Source organism: Pseudocitrobacter corydidari, from assembly GCF_021172065.1.
Lineage (GTDB): Bacteria > Pseudomonadota > Gammaproteobacteria > Enterobacterales > Enterobacteriaceae > Pseudocitrobacter > Pseudocitrobacter corydidari.
On record NZ_CP087880.1, the window covers coordinates 3,876,416 to 3,892,431 of the forward strand.

Below are 16,016 nucleotides of genomic sequence, written 5' to 3' on the forward strand. Positions count from 1 at the left end.
GTGGCGCACTTATCGGACACGCTGAAATGAAAACCGCAGGCAAACTCGTCGTTCTTGGCAGCATCAATGCCGATCACATCCTTAATCTCGAATCCTTCCCTACGCCGGGTGAAACCGTCACCGGTAACCAGTATCAGGTCGCGTTTGGCGGCAAAGGCGCAAACCAGGCGGTGGCTGCCGGACGCAGCGGCGCGGATATTGCGTTTATCGCCTGTACGGGTGACGACGATACTGGCGAGCGCGTGCGTCATCAGCTGGCGAACGATCGCATCGATGTGGCGCCGGTGAGCGTGATTCCGGAGGAATCAACCGGCGTGGCGCTGATTTTTGTTAACGGCGAAGGCGAAAACGTCATTGGTATTCATGCGGGCGCCAATGCGGCGCTGTCGCCTGCATTGGTTGAAGCACAGAAAACGCGTATTGCGCAGGCGGATGCGCTGCTGATGCAGCTGGAATCACCGCTGGAAAGCGTCCTGCTGGCGGCTAAAATTGCCCATCAGCACCAGACGCAGGTGATTTTAAACCCGGCTCCGGCACGTGAACTGTCTGACGAATTACTGGCGCTGGTGGACATCATCACGCCGAATGAAACGGAAGCTGAGAAGCTAACCGGCATCCGTGTGGAAAACGATGACGATGCGGCGAAAGCGGCGCTGGCGTTACACGCCAAAGGCATCGATACCGTTATCATCACCCTGGGTAGCCGTGGCGTGTGGGCCAGCGTGAAGGGCGAAGGTCAACGCGTGGCGGGCTTTAAAGTGCAGGCCATTGATACTATCGCCGCCGGAGATACCTTTAACGGCGCGCTGATCACCGCACTGCTGGAAGAGAAACCGCTGAACGAGGCGATTCGGTTTGCGCACGCGGCGGCGGCCATTGCCGTCACCCGTAAAGGAGCTCAGCCTTCCGTTCCCTGGCGTGAAGAGATCGACGAATTTCTGAATCAGCAGAGGTAATGTTTGGCTACCATGAAAGATGTCGCTCGCGTGGCGGGCGTTTCAACCTCTACCGTTTCTCACGTCATCAATAAAGACCGCTACGTCAGTGAAGCGATCACTGAAAAAGTCGATGCGGCCATCAAAAGCCTGAACTACGCGCCATCTGCGATAGCGCGTAGTCTCAAACTAAATCAAACCCGCACTATTGGCATGCTGATCACCGCCAGTACCAATCCGTTCTATTCGGAGCTGGTGCGCGGCGTGGAGCGAAGCTGTTTTGAACGCGGCTACAGTCTGGTGCTGTGTAATACCGAAGGTGACGAGCAGCGGATGAACCGCAACCTGGAGACGCTAATGCAGAAACGCGTTGATGGGTTATTGCTGTTATGCACCGAAACGCACCAGCCGTCGCAGGAGATTATGCAGCGTTATCCGTCCATTCCGACGGTGATGATGGATTGGGCGCCGTTCGATGGCGACAGCGATCTGATTCAGGATAACTCTTTGCTGGGCGGTGACATGGCGACGCGCTATCTCATTGAACAGGGCCACACCCGCATCGCCTGTATCGCCGGGCCGCTGGATAAAACGCCTGCGCGTCTGCGTCTGGAAGGATATCACTCAGCCATGCAGCATGCGGGGCTTCCCGTTCCTGACGGTTATGTGATCACCAGTAACTTTGAGTTCGGCGGTGGTTTTGATGCCATGCAGCAGTTGCTGGCGCTGCCGGAATTGCCGCAGGCGGTATTCGTCGGTAATGACGCGATGGCGGTGGGTGCGTATCAGGCGCTTTATCAGGCCGGATTGCGCATTCCGCAGGATATGGCGGTGATTGGTTATGACGATATTGAACTGGCGCGCTACATGACGCCACCTCTGACGACCATTCATCAGCCCAAAGATGAACTGGGCGAACTGGCGATTGATGTGTTGATCCACCGTATGGCCCAGCCCGGACAAAAACAGCAGCGTGTACAGTTGACGCCCGAGCTGGTGGTTCGCGGCTCCGTTTAAGCTTTGTGGCGTTCTTTGATCAGGTTGCGGCCATCTTTCGGCTTCAGCAGCATAAACATGAATGCAGAAACTACCGTTATCCCGCCCATCGTAATAAAGGTGTAGTGGAATTGTTCGATGGTGTTTGAGCCTTCCATTCCCTGGTACACTCTTAACACGGCGGCGCTGATCGCCACCCCTAAACTGATTGAAAGCTGCTGGGTGACGGCCAGCATACTGTTGCCGCTGCTGGCGTTCTCATCCGTCAGATCGGCAAGCGTGATGGTGTTCATCGACGTAAACTGCGTTGACATCGCCATCCCGAGCACAAACAGCGGCAGAATCAGCATCCATATCGGCATCGAGGGTGATTGCAGTGAGAACTGCGCAATCATTACGCCAATAAACAGCGTAATACCGACCAGTGTTTTCCGATAACCGAGCCAGCGCAGCACCTGCGTAACCGTCGATTTTGCCAGAATAGACCCGAGCGCGGTCGGCGCCATCATGCAACCGGCTATCAACGCCGGATAGCCAAAGCCGACCTGCAACATCAGCGGCATCAGGAACGGCACGCAGCCGGTGCCCAAACGCGTAGCCAGGTTCCCGGCAATGCCGACGGAAAAAGTGCGCGTCTTAAAGAGTGACAGAGAGATAAGCGGCGTCGGATGACGGCGAGCGTGGCGAATATACGCCAGCAACAGCAGAATACTGATGCCAATAATCGCGAAAGCTATCCAGCTTGCCACAATACGTTCTCCGAACAGCTCCATCCCGCTGGAGAACAGCACCAGGCTCAGGCCGAACAGCAGGAACCCGGACATATCAAAGCTGCGCTTCGGCGTGGTGAAGTTAGGCATGTATTTGCGGGCATAGATAAGGCCGGTAATACCAATCGGGATGTTAATCAGGAAAATCCAATGCCAACTGGCCCACGTGACCAGCACGCCGCCAAGTACCGGGCCAAGAATGGGGCCCACAAGACCAGGCATGGTGACAAAATTGAGTACCGGTAGAAGTTCGCTGCGCGGGTAGGCTCGCAGTAGCGCCAGGCGAGCGACGGGCATCATCATCGCCCCGCCGATGCCCTGAATAACGCGAAAGATAACCAGCTCAAGTAACGATGTTGAGAGGGCGCAGGCTAACGAACCCAGCGTGAAAAGCGTCACCGCAATCATAAAGATGCGACGAGTACCGAAGCGGTCGGCTAACCAGCCGCTAACCGGTATCAGCATGGCTACCGTCAGGGTGTAACTGATGATGGCGGACTGCATAGCGAGCGGTGAACGATTAAGGCTATGTGCGATGGCGGGGAGCGCTGTATTAAGGATTGTCGCATCCAGGGCCTGCATAAAAAATGCCATGGCGGCTATCCACGGCAGTCCGGCCATACTCCGCGCTTTTTTCTTTATCATGCGATGCTTTTATACTCCAGGTCGAATATGCGGTGCGCTTAATAGCGCCTGGCAGGCAATAAACGCTTTTTGACTATCGCTTTCCTGAATAGCGTTAACAATTGCCTGATGCTTTTCCAGTTCGATCACTTCATCCTGGGTAATCGACGTAAAGTAGGTGTGATAGACCGAATGGAAGAGTTTCGCAAAGGATATCAGGAACGGATTGGCCGTCATTTCATAGATATGTTCATGCCAGGCGGTATCCACATCAATCCAGCGTTGGCGATCGAAGTTCTTTTTCAGAATTGCCATCTCCTTCATTAAGGTATTGAGCTCCGCTTTTTGCTCTGCGGTGCCTAATACGGCGGCCAGTAAGCAGGCTTGCGGCTCAAGACTGTGGCGGAGAACCACAAAGTGTTTCATTACTTCCTGAAAATTATCTTCCGTCAGCCACCAGGAAAGCAGCTCGGTATCGAGAAAGTTCCAGTGCGATTGCGGCATAACACGAGTGCCAATGCGCGGGCGTGGCAAAAGCATCCCTTTTGCGGAAAGGGTTTTGACCGCTTCTCGAACGGCGGTACGGCTTACGCCGAAGAGATCCCCTAATTCCATTTCGCCAGGCAGAATGCTTTCTGGAGGATATTCACCCTTAAGGATTTTCTGGGCTAACTTCTCTGCTAATACCCACGAGATGTTTTTTTGAGCTGCTAATTGCTGTGCGCTTAAAGACATAAAAGGTGTCCTGTATCTTGTTATTGTTTCTAGTATGCCATTCACCGACAGAAATCGGCTGTAAAAACACCAAAGAGTGCATTTTATGGCGTATTACCATGCGGATTGGTGAAAAAAAGCACGGACTGTAATTTTTTTTAAATAAACGCTTGTCTGCGTGAAATAACTCCCTATAATGCGCCTCCACTGACACGGAACAACGGCCTCTAAGCCGCCGGGTGAGCAGGCTTCCTTCGGGATTGCCGCCAGAGAAAAGCGAAAATAAGCGCTTGACTCTGAAGGAGGAAAGCGTATTATGCGCACCTCGCAACGGTGAGCTTCACGCCGCGTTGCACTGCTCTTTAACAATTTATCAGACAATCTGTGTGGGCACTCAATGATACGGATTCTTAACGTCGCAAGACGATAAATGAATACCAAGTCTCTGAGTGAACACGTAATTCATTACGAAGTTTAATTCACGAGCATCAAACTTAAATTGAAGAGTTTGATCATGGCTCAGATTGAACGCTGGCGGCAGGCCTAACACATGCAAGTCGAACGGTAACAGAAAGCAGCTTGCTGCTTTGCTGACGAGTGGCGGACGGGTGAGTAATGTCTGGGAAACTGCCTGATGGAGGGGGATAACTACTGGAAACGGTAGCTAATACCGCATAACGTCGCAAGACCAAAGAGGGGGACCTTCGGGCCTCTTGCCATCGGATGTGCCCAGATGGGATTAGCTAGTAGGTGGGGTAACGGCTCACCTAGGCGACGATCCCTAGCTGGTCTGAGAGGATGACCAGCCACACTGGAACTGAGACACGGTCCAGACTCCTACGGGAGGCAGCAGTGGGGAATATTGCACAATGGGCGCAAGCCTGATGCAGCCATGCCGCGTGTATGAAGAAGGCCTTCGGGTTGTAAAGTACTTTCAGCGAGGAGGAAGGTGTTGTGGTTAATAACCACAGCAATTGACGTTACTCGCAGAAGAAGCACCGGCTAACTCCGTGCCAGCAGCCGCGGTAATACGGAGGGTGCAAGCGTTAATCGGAATTACTGGGCGTAAAGCGCACGCAGGCGGTTTGTTAAGTCAGATGTGAAATCCCCGGGCTCAACCTGGGAACTGCATTTGAAACTGGCAAGCTTGAGTCTCGTAGAGGGGGGTAGAATTCCAGGTGTAGCGGTGAAATGCGTAGAGATCTGGAGGAATACCGGTGGCGAAGGCGGCCCCCTGGACGAAGACTGACGCTCAGGTGCGAAAGCGTGGGGAGCAAACAGGATTAGATACCCTGGTAGTCCACGCTGTAAACGATGTCGACTTGGAGGTTGTGCCCTTGAGGCGTGGCTTCCGGAGCTAACGCGTTAAGTCGACCGCCTGGGGAGTACGGCCGCAAGGTTAAAACTCAAATGAATTGACGGGGGCCCGCACAAGCGGTGGAGCATGTGGTTTAATTCGATGCAACGCGAAGAACCTTACCTACTCTTGACATCCACGGAACTTTTCAGAGATGAATTGGTGCCTTCGGGAACCGTGAGACAGGTGCTGCATGGCTGTCGTCAGCTCGTGTTGTGAAATGTTGGGTTAAGTCCCGCAACGAGCGCAACCCTTATCCTTTGTTGCCAGCGGTTCGGCCGGGAACTCAAAGGAGACTGCCAGTGATAAACTGGAGGAAGGTGGGGATGACGTCAAGTCATCATGGCCCTTACGAGTAGGGCTACACACGTGCTACAATGGCATATACAAAGAGAAGCGACCTCGCGAGAGCAAGCGGACCTCATAAAGTATGTCGTAGTCCGGATTGGAGTCTGCAACTCGACTCCATGAAGTCGGAATCGCTAGTAATCGTAGATCAGAATGCTACGGTGAATACGTTCCCGGGCCTTGTACACACCGCCCGTCACACCATGGGAGTGGGTTGCAAAAGAAGTAGGTAGCTTAACCTTCGGGAGGGCGCTTACCACTTTGTGATTCATGACTGGGGTGAAGTCGTAACAAGGTAACCGTAGGGGAACCTGCGGTTGGATCACCTCCTTACCTTAAAGAACCGTTCCTTGAAGTGCTCACACAAATTGTCTGATAAATGATGAACTTCTGAATGTACTTTCGAGTGCATTAAGAAGTTTTGCTCTTTAAAAATCTGGATCAAGCTGAAAATTGAAACGACACACTTTAAGTGTGTTCGAGTCTCTCAAATTTTCGCAACACGATGGTGTTTTACGAAACATCTTCGGGTTGTGAGGTTAAGCGACTAAGCGTACACGGTGGATGCCCTGGCAGTCAGAGGCGATGAAGGACGTGCTAATCTGCGATAAGCGTCGGTAAGGTGATATGAACCGTTATAACCGGCGATTTCCGAATGGGGAAACCCAGTGTGATTCGTCACACTATCATTACGTGAATACATAGCGTAATGAAGCGAACCGGGGGAACTGAAACATCTAAGTACCCCGAGGAAAAGAAATCAACCGAGATTCCCCCAGTAGCGGCGAGCGAACGGGGAGCAGCCCAGAGTCTGAATCAGCATGTGTGTTAGTGGAAGCGTCTGGAAAGTCGCACGATACAGGGTGAAAGTCCCGTACACCAAAATGCATATGTTGTGAACTCGAAGAGTAGGGCGGGACACGTGGTATCCTGTCTGAATATGGGGGGACCATCCTCCAAGGCTAAATACTCCTGACTGACCGATAGTGAACCAGTACCGTGAGGGAAAGGCGAAAAGAACCCCGGCGAGGGGAGTGAAAAAGAACCTGAAACCGTGTACGTACAAGCAGTGGGAGCCTACTTGTTAGGTGACTGCGTACCTTTTGTATAATGGGTCAGCGACTTATATTCTGTAGCAAGGTTAACCGAATAGGGGAGCCGAAGGGAAACCGAGTCTTAACTGGGCGTTAAGTTGCAGGGTATAGACCCGAAACCCGGTGATCTAGCCATGGGCAGGTTGAAGGTTGGGTAACACTAACTGGAGGACCGAACCGACTAATGTTGAAAAATTAGCGGATGACTTGTGGCTGGGGGTGAAAGGCCAATCAAACCGGGAGATAGCTGGTTCTCCCCGAAAGCTATTTAGGTAGCGCCTCGTGAACTCATCTTCGGGGGTAGAGCACTGTTTCGGCTAGGGGGTCATCCCGACTTACCAACCCGATGCAAACTACGAATACCGAAGAATGTTATCACGGGAGACACACGGCGGGTGCTAACGTCCGTCGTGAAGAGGGAAACAACCCAGACCGCCAGCTAAGGTCCCAAAGTCACAGTTAAGTGGGAAACGATGTGGGAAGGCTCAGACAGCCAGGATGTTGGCTTAGAAGCAGCCATCATTTAAAGAAAGCGTAATAGCTCACTGGTCGAGTCGGCCTGCGCGGAAGATGTAACGGGGCTAAACTGTGCACCGAAGCTGCGGCAGCGACACTAAGTGTTGTTGGGTAGGGGAGCGTTCTGTAAGCCGTCGAAGGTGTGTCGTGAGGCATGCTGGAGGTATCAGAAGTGCGAATGCTGACATAAGTAACGATAAAGCGGGTGAAAAGCCCGCTCGCCGGAAGACCAAGGGTTCCTGTCCAACGTTAATCGGGGCAGGGTGAGTCGACCCCTAAGGCGAGGCCGAAAGGCGTAGTCGATGGGAAACAGGTTAATATTCCTGTACTTGGTGTTACTGCGAAGGGGGGACGGAGAAGGCTATGTTGGCCGGGCGACGGTTGTCCCGGTTTAAGCGTGTAGGTGGGAAGTTTAGGTAAATCCGGACTTCTGTTAACACTGAGACGTGATGACGAGGCACTACGGTGCTGAAGTAACAAATGCCCTGCTTCCAGGAAAAGCCTCTAAGCTATAGGTAACATTGAATCGTACCCCAAACCGACACAGGTGGTCAGGTAGAGAATACCAAGGCGCTTGAGAGAACTCGGGTGAAGGAACTAGGCAAAATGGTGCCGTAACTTCGGGAGAAGGCACGCTGATATGTAGGTGAAGTGATTTACTCATGGAGCTGAAATCAGTCGAAGATACCAGCTGGCTGCAACTGTTTATTAAAAACACAGCACTGTGCAAACACGAAAGTGGACGTATACGGTGTGACGCCTGCCCGGTGCCGGAAGGTTAATTGATGGGGTTAGCGGCAACGCGAAGCTCTTGATCGAAGCCCCGGTAAACGGCGGCCGTAACTATAACGGTCCTAAGGTAGCGAAATTCCTTGTCGGGTAAGTTCCGACCTGCACGAATGGCGTAATGATGGCCAGGCTGTCTCCACCCGAGACTCAGTGAAATTGAACTCGCTGTGAAGATGCAGTGTACCCGCGGCAAGACGGAAAGACCCCGTGAACCTTTACTATAGCTTGACACTGAACATTGAGCCTTGATGTGTAGGATAGGTGGGAGGCTTTGAAGTGTGGACGCCAGTCTGCATGGAGCCAACCTTGAAATACCACCCTTTAATGTTTGATGTTCTAACGTAGACCCGTGATCCGGGTTGCGGACAGTGTCTGGTGGGTAGTTTGACTGGGGCGGTCTCCTCCCAAAGAGTAACGGAGGAGCACGAAGGTTAGCTAATCCTGGTCGGACATCAGGAGGTTAGTGCAATGGCATAAGCTAGCTTGACTGCGAGCGTGACGGCGCGAGCAGGTGCGAAAGCAGGTCATAGTGATCCGGTGGTTCTGAATGGAAGGGCCATCGCTCAACGGATAAAAGGTACTCCGGGGATAACAGGCTGATACCGCCCAAGAGTTCATATCGACGGCGGTGTTTGGCACCTCGATGTCGGCTCATCACATCCTGGGGCTGAAGTAGGTCCCAAGGGTATGGCTGTTCGCCATTTAAAGTGGTACGCGAGCTGGGTTTAGAACGTCGTGAGACAGTTCGGTCCCTATCTGCCGTGGGCGCTGGAGAATTGAGGGGGGCTGCTCCTAGTACGAGAGGACCGGAGTGGACGCATCACTGGTGTTCGGGTTGTCATGCCAATGGCATTGCCCGGTAGCTACATGCGGAAGAGATAAGTGCTGAAAGCATCTAAGCACGAAACTTGCCCCGAGATGAGTTCTCCCTGACTCTTTAAGAGTCCTGAAGGAACGTTGAAGACGACGACGTTGATAGGCTGGGTGTGTAAGTGCAGCGATGCATTGAGCTAACCAGTACTAATGAACCGTGAGGCTTAACCTTACAACGCCGAAGATGTTTTGGCGAAGAGACATCGATAAGTAAGCTTGATAACAGATTAAATTGACCGGCGATAAGCGGGTTAATACAACAGAATTTGCCTGGCGGCAGTAGCGCGGTGGTCCCACCTGACCCCATGCCGAACTCAGAAGTGAAACGCCGTAGCGCCGATGGTAGTGTGGGGTCTCCCCATGCGAGAGTAGGGAACTGCCAGGCATCAAATAAAACGAAAGGCTCAGTCGAAAGACTGGGCCTTTTGTTTTATCTGTTGTTTGTCGGTGAACGCTCTCCCGAGTAGGACAAATCCGCCGGGAGCGGATTTGAACGTTGCGAAGCAACGGCCCGAAGGGTGGCGGGCAGGACGCCCGCCATAAACTGCCAGGCATCAAATAAAGCAGAAGGCCATCCGCAAGGATGGCCTTTTTGCGTTGGTGCGAAAAGCAACGCCGGATGGCGGCTGCGCCTTATCCGGCCTACAAAAGAATAACCTCCCCCACCGAATGGCACGAACCCGTAGGCCCGGTAAGCGCAAGCGCCACCGGGCAACACAGCGCACATAACTCACAACATCCGCATCCACCGCACAACAAAATCCGCTATTCCCTCGACGTCATTGATATCCAATAACGGCACATCCACGCTAAGCGAAACATCACTGGCCACCGCGATAACATGCTGATCGATCACCAGCTCTTCTGGCTGATGCCCGGCATCCTCGCGAAACAACACAATCTTCGCGATCTCCTCATGCTTGAATCCCTCTACCAGAATTAAATCCAGCTTTGATGCGTCCATTCTGCTGGCCAGGAATACGAGATCCAGCTCCTCTTCCTCCGGCGTCTCCGTCATCAGCGCCCAGCGCTGTTTGCTGGCAACCAGCGTCTGCGCAGCGCCTGCTTTACGTAATTCATAACTATCCTTGCCCGGTTTATCCACATCCATATTGTGGTGCGTATGCTTTATAAGCCCCGGACGTATCCCGCGCTGACATAGTACGGGGATCAACTGCTTAAGTAGTGTTGTCTTCCCGGTCCCGCTCCATGCCGCTATCGCTAATAAGGGAATCATGAGTGCGCCTCAAACCAGGCCAAATCCTCTGGCGTGTTCACGTTACTGAACGCTTCCCGGCAATCGCTAAAATCCACCGCATGACCACCGGCCTCACGCATAAAGACCATCACGCGTCGGTCGCCGCGTGCAAGATAGGCTTCAATATCCGCAGCAATTCGCCGATGGACTAACGCGATTGCTGGATGATCGCGATCCCCATCATGAACCCACACCACCGGCGCTTCATTACGCTGAGATTGCAGTCGTTCAGCAAGGTGAGCAGGAATAAACGGCGTATCACAGGGGCAGAACAGGAACCACTCTCCCTCGGCTTGCCTGATTACCGAGGCCATCCCGGCAAGCGGCCCCGGAAAGTCGGCAAGCGTATCCTGATAAACGGGAAAACCGCTGGCCTGATACACCGAAATATTGCGATTAGCGCTGATCGCCACGGCGCTCACCTGCGGCTGTAAACGATCCGCCACATGTTTCCATAGCGGTTTCCCGTGCAGCGGCATTAACCCCTTATCCTGCCCGCCCATTCGTGATGCTTTACCGCCCGCCAGCACGACGCCCGTTATATTCACTATATCGCCTCTTTTATTGTGGGTTTGACCCTGCTACCGTGTGTTAATCAAGAGTAAGGAGCACGACCATGAAATGTAAACGTCTGAATGAAGTTATTGAACTCCTCCAGCCAGCCTGGCAGAAAGAGCCGGAACTGAACCTGATGCAATTTTTGCAGAAACTGGCGAAGGAGTCAGGTTATGAGGGTGAACTGGCGGATTTAACGGATGATATTCTGATCTATCACCTGAAAATGCGTGACTCGGCGAAAGATGCCGTGATTCCGGGTATTCAGAAAGATTACGAAGAAGATTTTAAAACCGCGCTGTTACGCGCACGCGGTGTGATTAAAGAGTAAAAGGTTGTAAGCACAGCCGCTGAAAGCGCTACGAAATGATATCCTGAACTATTCGTATAGTTAGTCGGATTGGCAGGATGAACGACAAGGCTTTCACTTTTCAGACATTGCACCCGGATACCATCATCGATGCGTTATTCGATCAAGGTATTTGGGTGGATTCTGGCCTTACCCCGTTAAACAGCTATGAAAACCGGGTTTATCAATTTCAGGATGAAGATCGCCGCCGTATGGTGGTGAAGTTCTATCGCCCCGAACGCTGGTCGGCTGACCAAATTCTGGAAGAACATCTCTTCGCCCAGGAACTTCTTAATGATGAAGTGCCTGTTGCCGCCCCCATCGCTTTCAACAACAAAACGCTGCTGACCCATCAGGGGTTTTACTTCGCCGTATTCCCAAGCCTGGGAGGCCGCCAGTTTGAATCTGATAATCTGGACCAAATGGAGTTGGTTGGGCGGTATCTGGGCCGCTTGCACCAAACCGGCCGTAAGTCGCGCTTTGTAGCCCGTCCGGAAATTGGCGTGAAAGAGTATCTTATTGAGCCGCGCGCCGTTTTTGAACATTCCGCTCTGGTTCCCGCCGCGTTGAAAGAACGTTTTCTGAAAGCGACCGATGACCTCATTGACGCCGTAATGGCGCAGTGGCATGGCCGCTTTAACACGCTGCGCCTGCACGGTGATTGCCATGCCGGTAATATTCTCTGGCGTGACGGCCCGCTGTTTGTTGATTTGGATGATGCGCGCACTGGCCCGGCCGTACAGGATCTGTGGATGTTGCTGAATGGCGATCGTGCCGAGCAGCGGATGCAGATGGAGATGATTGTTGAAGCCTATGAGGAGTTCAGCAATTTTAATCTGGATGAGCTGGCTCTCATTGAGCCTTTACGCGCGATGCGATTGGTTTATTATCTTGCGTGGATTATCAGGCGCTGGGATGACCCTGCGTTTCCTCAGAATTTCCCCTGGCTTACCGGGGAAGATTTCTGGCTGCGGCAGATTTCGATATTTATTGAGCAGGTGAAGGTTCTTCAGGAGCCCCCTCTTCAGTTAACGCCAATGTATTAATTTGACATATTCAGGAGAGAATTCGTTATGAAAAAAATTTGGCTTGCGCTGGCAGGTATGATTCTGGCATTCAGCGCTTCCGCTGCTCAGATCACCGACGGCAAACAATACACCACCCTCGATAAACCGGTTGCCGGCGAGCCGCAGGTGCTGGAGTTCTTCTCGTTCTACTGCCCGCACTGCTATCAGTTTGAAGAAGTGCTGCATGTTTCCGATACTGTGAAACAGAAACTGCCGGAAGGCACCAAAATGACCAAATACCACGTTGAGTTCCTGGGCCCATTGGGCAAAGACCTGACTCAGGCGTGGGCAGTTGCAATGGCACTGGGCGTGGAAGATAAAATCACTGCGCCGATGTTCGAAGCCATTCAGAAAACACAGACCGTCCAGAACGTTGCCGATATCCGTAAGGTCTTCGTTGATGCTGGCGTGAAAGGTGAAGAATACGATGCCGCATGGAACAGCTTTGTGGTGAAATCCCTGGTAGCACAGCAGGAAAAAGCGGCCGCTGATCTGCAACTGCAGGGTGTTCCGGCGATGTTTGTTAACGGCAAATATCAGCTGAATCCGCAGGGTATGGATGCCAGCAATATGGAAATCTTTGTTCAGCAGTATGCTGATACCGTAAAACAACTTATTGAGAAAAAATAAGTTTAATTAATAATATATAAGGCTCGCAAATTATTGCGGGCCTTTTTTATATGAGCAAATTAATACATTCCTATTAATCAACAATAAAACACATTTACTTAGATTTCGTTGTTATCCTTTTATATACTGCATCCATCTTATATTAAGGATGATAGTTATGAAAAAATTCATTTTATTCGGTGGGATTATCGTTGCTTTAGGTGTATGTTGGGCTGGTTGCTCATGGTATACCGGTACGCAGGTCGGACCTGTCGTCACGAGACTCATCAACGAATATAATAGTTCTAATACTCGCTCACTGAAAATTGTATGTAAGAACTTTTCAGGAGGAGTGTTCACTTCTCATCTTCAGTTAGTTATTTTTCTTAATAAGAAAAATAACGATCCTGAAAACAGTGTTGTGATGGATGTTAATATTGCTCATGGCCCGTTTCCTTTTCTTAGCTTGAAAAAAGGACACTTCTCTCCTCAACGTGCAAGCATTCAGGCTAAATTTATCGAAGATATTAGCTATAATACATCGAGTGAAAATAATCGATTTTTTGATCTCAATATTCAGTCTGTAATTGGATATGATAAAAAAATGACGACTGATATCAATATTTTCCCTGGGACGTTAAATTTAACGACTGGTTCTCTTTCGATTGGCGGCGGGAACATAACCTATCTCGCAGATCTTGAAGGTTCAGACAATGATACTCTAGAAGGGAAAATTGATAAGGTTATATTAGATTTAGGTAATGGAAGTCTATTTTATCTTAAGGATATTTCATTAAAAGCTACTGATCACTACTATTCTGAAATTGTCGACTCTGGTCATGTCGATATAGAATTTAACGGCATTGCTAAAAAAGATAATGGTAAGGAAGTTTTAAGTGCTGATCAAATTGCAGCATCTATCTCTCTTAATCAATCAAAAGATAAAATAAATTCAGATTTAAAATTAAGATATATGGTTAAAAATTTAAAAAATGAAGGCCGTAATATTGGTAGTGGAGAGTTTTCAGTTAATATAGGAAAGTTGAATGTGGAAATTCTCAAAAAAGCAGTTGATAAATATAACTCTGATCTGGACCTTCTCGTAGCTAAGGAAAGCCGTATTAAAGGTGATCCACAAGGGATAAACAAGATTATAAGTAATATTATTTCTACATATGTTCCCCTGTTACAAATCAGCGAGCCTACGATAAATGTTCCCGTGCACTGGAAAAATGATAAGGGAGACATATTGGCTAATCTTGATGTTTCAATAGCTGACCCACAAAAGACAGTCACCAATGATGAGAGTATTACTGCAAATATTGATCGTAATTTACATAATATTTCGCTGAGCATGACCGTTCCGATAAATGCAGCTGCGCAGTTGGATAGTCAGTTTAAACAAGCAAAAGGAGAAAACAAAAACAATGCAGAAAAATATGCACATAATGATATGGTAAATATTATTATGTTGGCGAATACATATGATCTTATCAATGTGAATGATGACATTGTTACAATGCAGTTTCAGTATAGCAAAGGTAAAGTGATCCTTAACAATAAGGAAATTTCAGTAGCAGATCTTTTATCGAAGAACCACTAAGGTTCCAAAATTAAAATATTAATTTTTTATAAGTTGAACCAACAATTTATTAGGGATGATTGTCATGAAAAAGAGTGTCGTAGCGGCGGGCGTAGTGGTTGCTTTGGGTGTATGTTGGTTGGGAAGCGCATGGTATACCGGCAAACAGATCGAACCGAAAGTTGCCGATTTTGTTTCTTCGTTTAATCAGGCCAGTAAAGCGAAATCTTCAAAAATGGGTATGACATTAAGCTACAAGGATTTCTCCAGCGGCTTACTGAGTTCTCATTTTCAGGTGGTACTAACGTTTGAACATGGCGTAGAGGCAAGCGGAATTAAAGCCGGGCAGAACATTGCGTTTAATGTCGATGTTGATCACGGCCCTTTCCCGCTTTCCTCGCTGGCTAAAGGACATTTCGGGCCCGCCATGGCGGCGATGAACGTGTCGCTGGTTAACGGCGAAATGACCAAACCGCTGTTTGACGCGTCCAAAGGGCATTCGCCGATCGATGCAAATATTCGTGCAAGTTATGATAAATCTATCGCGACCCAGGTTGTAGTGGCGCCGGCCTCTTATTCAGATACCAAAACCACATTTTCTTTTGACGGCGGTGAATTTAATGTATCAGGCGAAAATTCATTGCTCACGGATGCGCAGATTAATGGTCAGTTAAAAAACATTGTTATTAGTCAGGATAGTAATGATGTAAAAATTTATTCAGATTCAATGACTGTTACATCAACGGGTCATAAGGTGGATGAAAATATTACCGTTGGGCAGGCGGATGTATCACTGAATAACATACGGGTAAACGCTAACGGCAAAGATTTAGTACAGATTAATGCCTTCACCGGAACAACCGCTTTGGCATTATCCAGTGATAAAAAACACATTAACTACACCCAGGAATATGGCATCAAGGATTTGATTCGTGAAAAACAGAATCTGGGAAGCGGTAAATTTGCGCTGGTCTTAGAGAATCTCGATCCTGTCGCGCTTCGCGAGTTGTTCACTAACTACAACGCGGAACTGAGTAAGGCTATCGTGGCGAATCCTGCGCTGGGTGAGGATGAAGATGCGATGGGTGAGGTCAGTTTGAAACTGCTCACGAAGTACATCGCCAATATCCAGAAAAGCGAGCCAGTCATCAAACTCCCGATTAGCTGGAAAAATGACAAAGGCGAAATGACGGGGAATGTTAATATCGCTATTGCCGACCCGGCCAAAGCGAAATTCACGGCAGGGTCGTTAACCGAATCCGTTGACCAGAATGTCAAAACCATTACGGCAAACATCATGCTGCCTCTGGATGTCATCACTTATACCGCGAAGCAGGTTAAGCTGGCAGAAGGTAAGGATGACGCTGCTGCTCAGAAACAAGCAGAGAAAGAAGTCAAAAATGCGACGATGCTAGGCAAAATGATGGATGTCATAAGCGTAGACGACAAAGCGGCGAAGCTTGATTTTGAATATCAGCAGGGCAAAGTTGTCTTTAATGGCAAAGAGATGACGGCGGAAGAGTTTATGGCGCGGGGCGGTCGTTTCCTGCAATAAGCTGATTACCTCGCCTCCTGTCATT

Annotated in this window: 11 protein-coding genes and 3 rRNA genes; 10 read left to right on the plus strand and 4 right to left on the minus strand. The window is 49.9% G+C overall.

The window, feature by feature from the left end; all coding sequences use genetic code 11:
* The first annotated feature begins 26 nt into the window (after nucleotides 1-26).
* Nucleotides 27-956, plus strand: coding sequence for a ribokinase (gene rbsK / locus G163CM_RS17970; protein ID WP_231825828.1), 930 nt, complete (start codon nucleotides 27-29; stop codon nucleotides 954-956).
* Between the two features lie 3 nt (nucleotides 957-959).
* Nucleotides 960-1,952, plus strand: a complete 993-nt coding sequence (gene rbsR, locus G163CM_RS17975; protein WP_231825829.1) for a ribose operon transcriptional repressor RbsR — start codon at nucleotides 960-962, stop codon at nucleotides 1,950-1,952.
* Here rbsR and mdtD read toward each other — a convergent pair.
* Together mdtD and G163CM_RS17985 are read right to left on the minus strand one after the other, a co-directional pair.
* Nucleotides 1,949-3,346: a multidrug transporter subunit MdtD gene (gene mdtD / locus G163CM_RS17980; RefSeq protein WP_231825830.1), complete on the minus strand. Its 1,398-nt coding sequence runs from the start codon at nucleotides 3,344-3,346 to the stop codon at nucleotides 1,949-1,951. The two genes, rbsR and mdtD, sit on opposite strands and share 4 nt — an antisense overlap.
* 9 nt (nucleotides 3,347-3,355) lie before the next feature.
* Entirely contained in the window at nucleotides 3,356-4,060 is a 705-nt protein-coding gene (locus tag G163CM_RS17985; protein ID WP_231825831.1) for a FadR/GntR family transcriptional regulator, read from the minus strand.
* Nucleotides 4,061-4,535: 475 nt separating this feature from the next.
* Here G163CM_RS17985 and G163CM_RS17990 point away from each other — a divergent pair.
* The 3 genes from G163CM_RS17990 to rrf all read left to right on the plus strand — a co-directional run bounded on the left by G163CM_RS17990 (nucleotide 4,536) and on the right by rrf (nucleotide 9,401).
* Nucleotides 4,536-6,077: ribosomal RNA gene (locus G163CM_RS17990) — 16S ribosomal RNA — on the plus strand.
* A 204-nt stretch (nucleotides 6,078-6,281) separates the two neighbouring features.
* Nucleotides 6,282-9,188, plus strand: a 23S ribosomal RNA gene (locus G163CM_RS17995).
* Between the two features lie 97 nt (nucleotides 9,189-9,285).
* Nucleotides 9,286-9,401: ribosomal RNA gene (gene rrf, locus G163CM_RS18000) — 5S ribosomal RNA — on the plus strand.
* The 16S, 23S and 5S rRNA genes sit together here, the layout of an rRNA operon.
* Nucleotides 9,402-9,746: 345 nt before the next feature.
* On the opposite strand, the gene mobB is transcribed toward rrf, so the two are convergent.
* A complete protein-coding gene (mobB, locus tag G163CM_RS18005; protein WP_231825832.1) occupies nucleotides 9,747-10,253 on the minus strand; it encodes a molybdopterin-guanine dinucleotide biosynthesis protein MobB in 507 nt (168 codons plus the stop codon).
* Nucleotides 10,250-10,777 carry a molybdenum cofactor guanylyltransferase MobA gene (gene mobA, locus G163CM_RS18010; RefSeq protein WP_231828395.1) on the minus strand — a complete coding sequence of 176 codons (528 nt, stop codon included), beginning with the start codon at nucleotides 10,775-10,777 and terminating at the stop codon, nucleotides 10,250-10,252. Before mobA ends, mobB begins: the two co-directional genes overlap by 4 nt.
* 113 nt (nucleotides 10,778-10,890) lie before the next feature.
* Here mobA and G163CM_RS18015 point away from each other — a divergent pair, with 113 nt between their 5' ends.
* The 5 genes from G163CM_RS18015 (at nucleotide 10,891) to G163CM_RS18035 (ending at nucleotide 15,991) form a co-directional block, all read left to right on the plus strand.
* Entirely contained in the window at nucleotides 10,891-11,160 is a 270-nt protein-coding gene (locus G163CM_RS18015) for a YihD family protein (protein WP_015966571.1), read from the plus strand.
* Between the two features lie 77 nt (nucleotides 11,161-11,237).
* Nucleotides 11,238-12,224 carry a serine/threonine protein kinase gene (locus G163CM_RS18020; RefSeq protein ID WP_231825833.1) on the plus strand — a complete coding sequence of 329 codons (987 nt, stop codon included), beginning with the start codon at nucleotides 11,238-11,240 and terminating at the stop codon, nucleotides 12,222-12,224.
* A 27-nt stretch (nucleotides 12,225-12,251) separates the two neighbouring features.
* Nucleotides 12,252-12,875: a thiol:disulfide interchange protein DsbA gene (dsbA, locus tag G163CM_RS18025; protein ID WP_149464275.1), complete on the plus strand. Its 624-nt coding sequence runs from the start codon at nucleotides 12,252-12,254 to the stop codon at nucleotides 12,873-12,875.
* Nucleotides 12,876-13,032: 157 nt separating this feature from the next.
* The gene (locus G163CM_RS18030; RefSeq protein ID WP_231825834.1) at nucleotides 13,033-14,457 is read left to right on the plus strand and encodes a YdgA family protein; all 1,425 of its coding nucleotides are present in this window, start codon (nucleotides 13,033-13,035) and stop codon (nucleotides 14,455-14,457) included.
* 55 nt (nucleotides 14,458-14,512) lie between these two features.
* Nucleotides 14,513-15,991 carry a DUF945 family protein gene (locus G163CM_RS18035; RefSeq protein WP_231825836.1) on the plus strand — a complete coding sequence of 493 codons (1,479 nt, stop codon included), beginning with the start codon at nucleotides 14,513-14,515 and terminating at the stop codon, nucleotides 15,989-15,991.
* Nucleotides 15,992-16,016 lie beyond the last annotated feature (25 nt).

Bases quoted from the DNA above. Each gene is read 5' to 3' on its own strand.
- rbsK (WP_231825828.1), top strand. From the start codon at position 27: ATGAAAACCGCAGGCAAACTCGTCGTTCTTGGCAGCATCAATGCCGAT.
- mdtD (WP_231825830.1), bottom strand. From the start codon at position 3,346: ATGATAAAGAAAAAAGCGCGGAGTATGGCCGGACTGCCGTGGATAGCC.
- G163CM_RS17985 (WP_231825831.1), bottom strand. From the start codon at position 4,060: ATGTCTTTAAGCGCACAGCAATTAGCAGCTCAAAAAAACATCTCGTGG.
- mobB (WP_231825832.1), bottom strand. From the start codon at position 10,253: ATGATTCCCTTATTAGCGATAGCGGCATGGAGCGGGACCGGGAAGACA.
- mobA (WP_231828395.1), bottom strand. From the start codon at position 10,777: ATGGGCGGGCAGGATAAGGGGTTAATGCCGCTGCACGGGAAACCGCTA.
- G163CM_RS18015 (WP_015966571.1), top strand. From the start codon at position 10,891: ATGAAATGTAAACGTCTGAATGAAGTTATTGAACTCCTCCAGCCAGCC.
- G163CM_RS18020 (WP_231825833.1), top strand. From the start codon at position 11,238: ATGAACGACAAGGCTTTCACTTTTCAGACATTGCACCCGGATACCATC.
- dsbA (WP_149464275.1), top strand. From the start codon at position 12,252: ATGAAAAAAATTTGGCTTGCGCTGGCAGGTATGATTCTGGCATTCAGC.
- G163CM_RS18030 (WP_231825834.1), top strand. From the start codon at position 13,033: ATGAAAAAATTCATTTTATTCGGTGGGATTATCGTTGCTTTAGGTGTA.
- G163CM_RS18035 (WP_231825836.1), top strand. From the start codon at position 14,513: ATGATTGTCATGAAAAAGAGTGTCGTAGCGGCGGGCGTAGTGGTTGCT.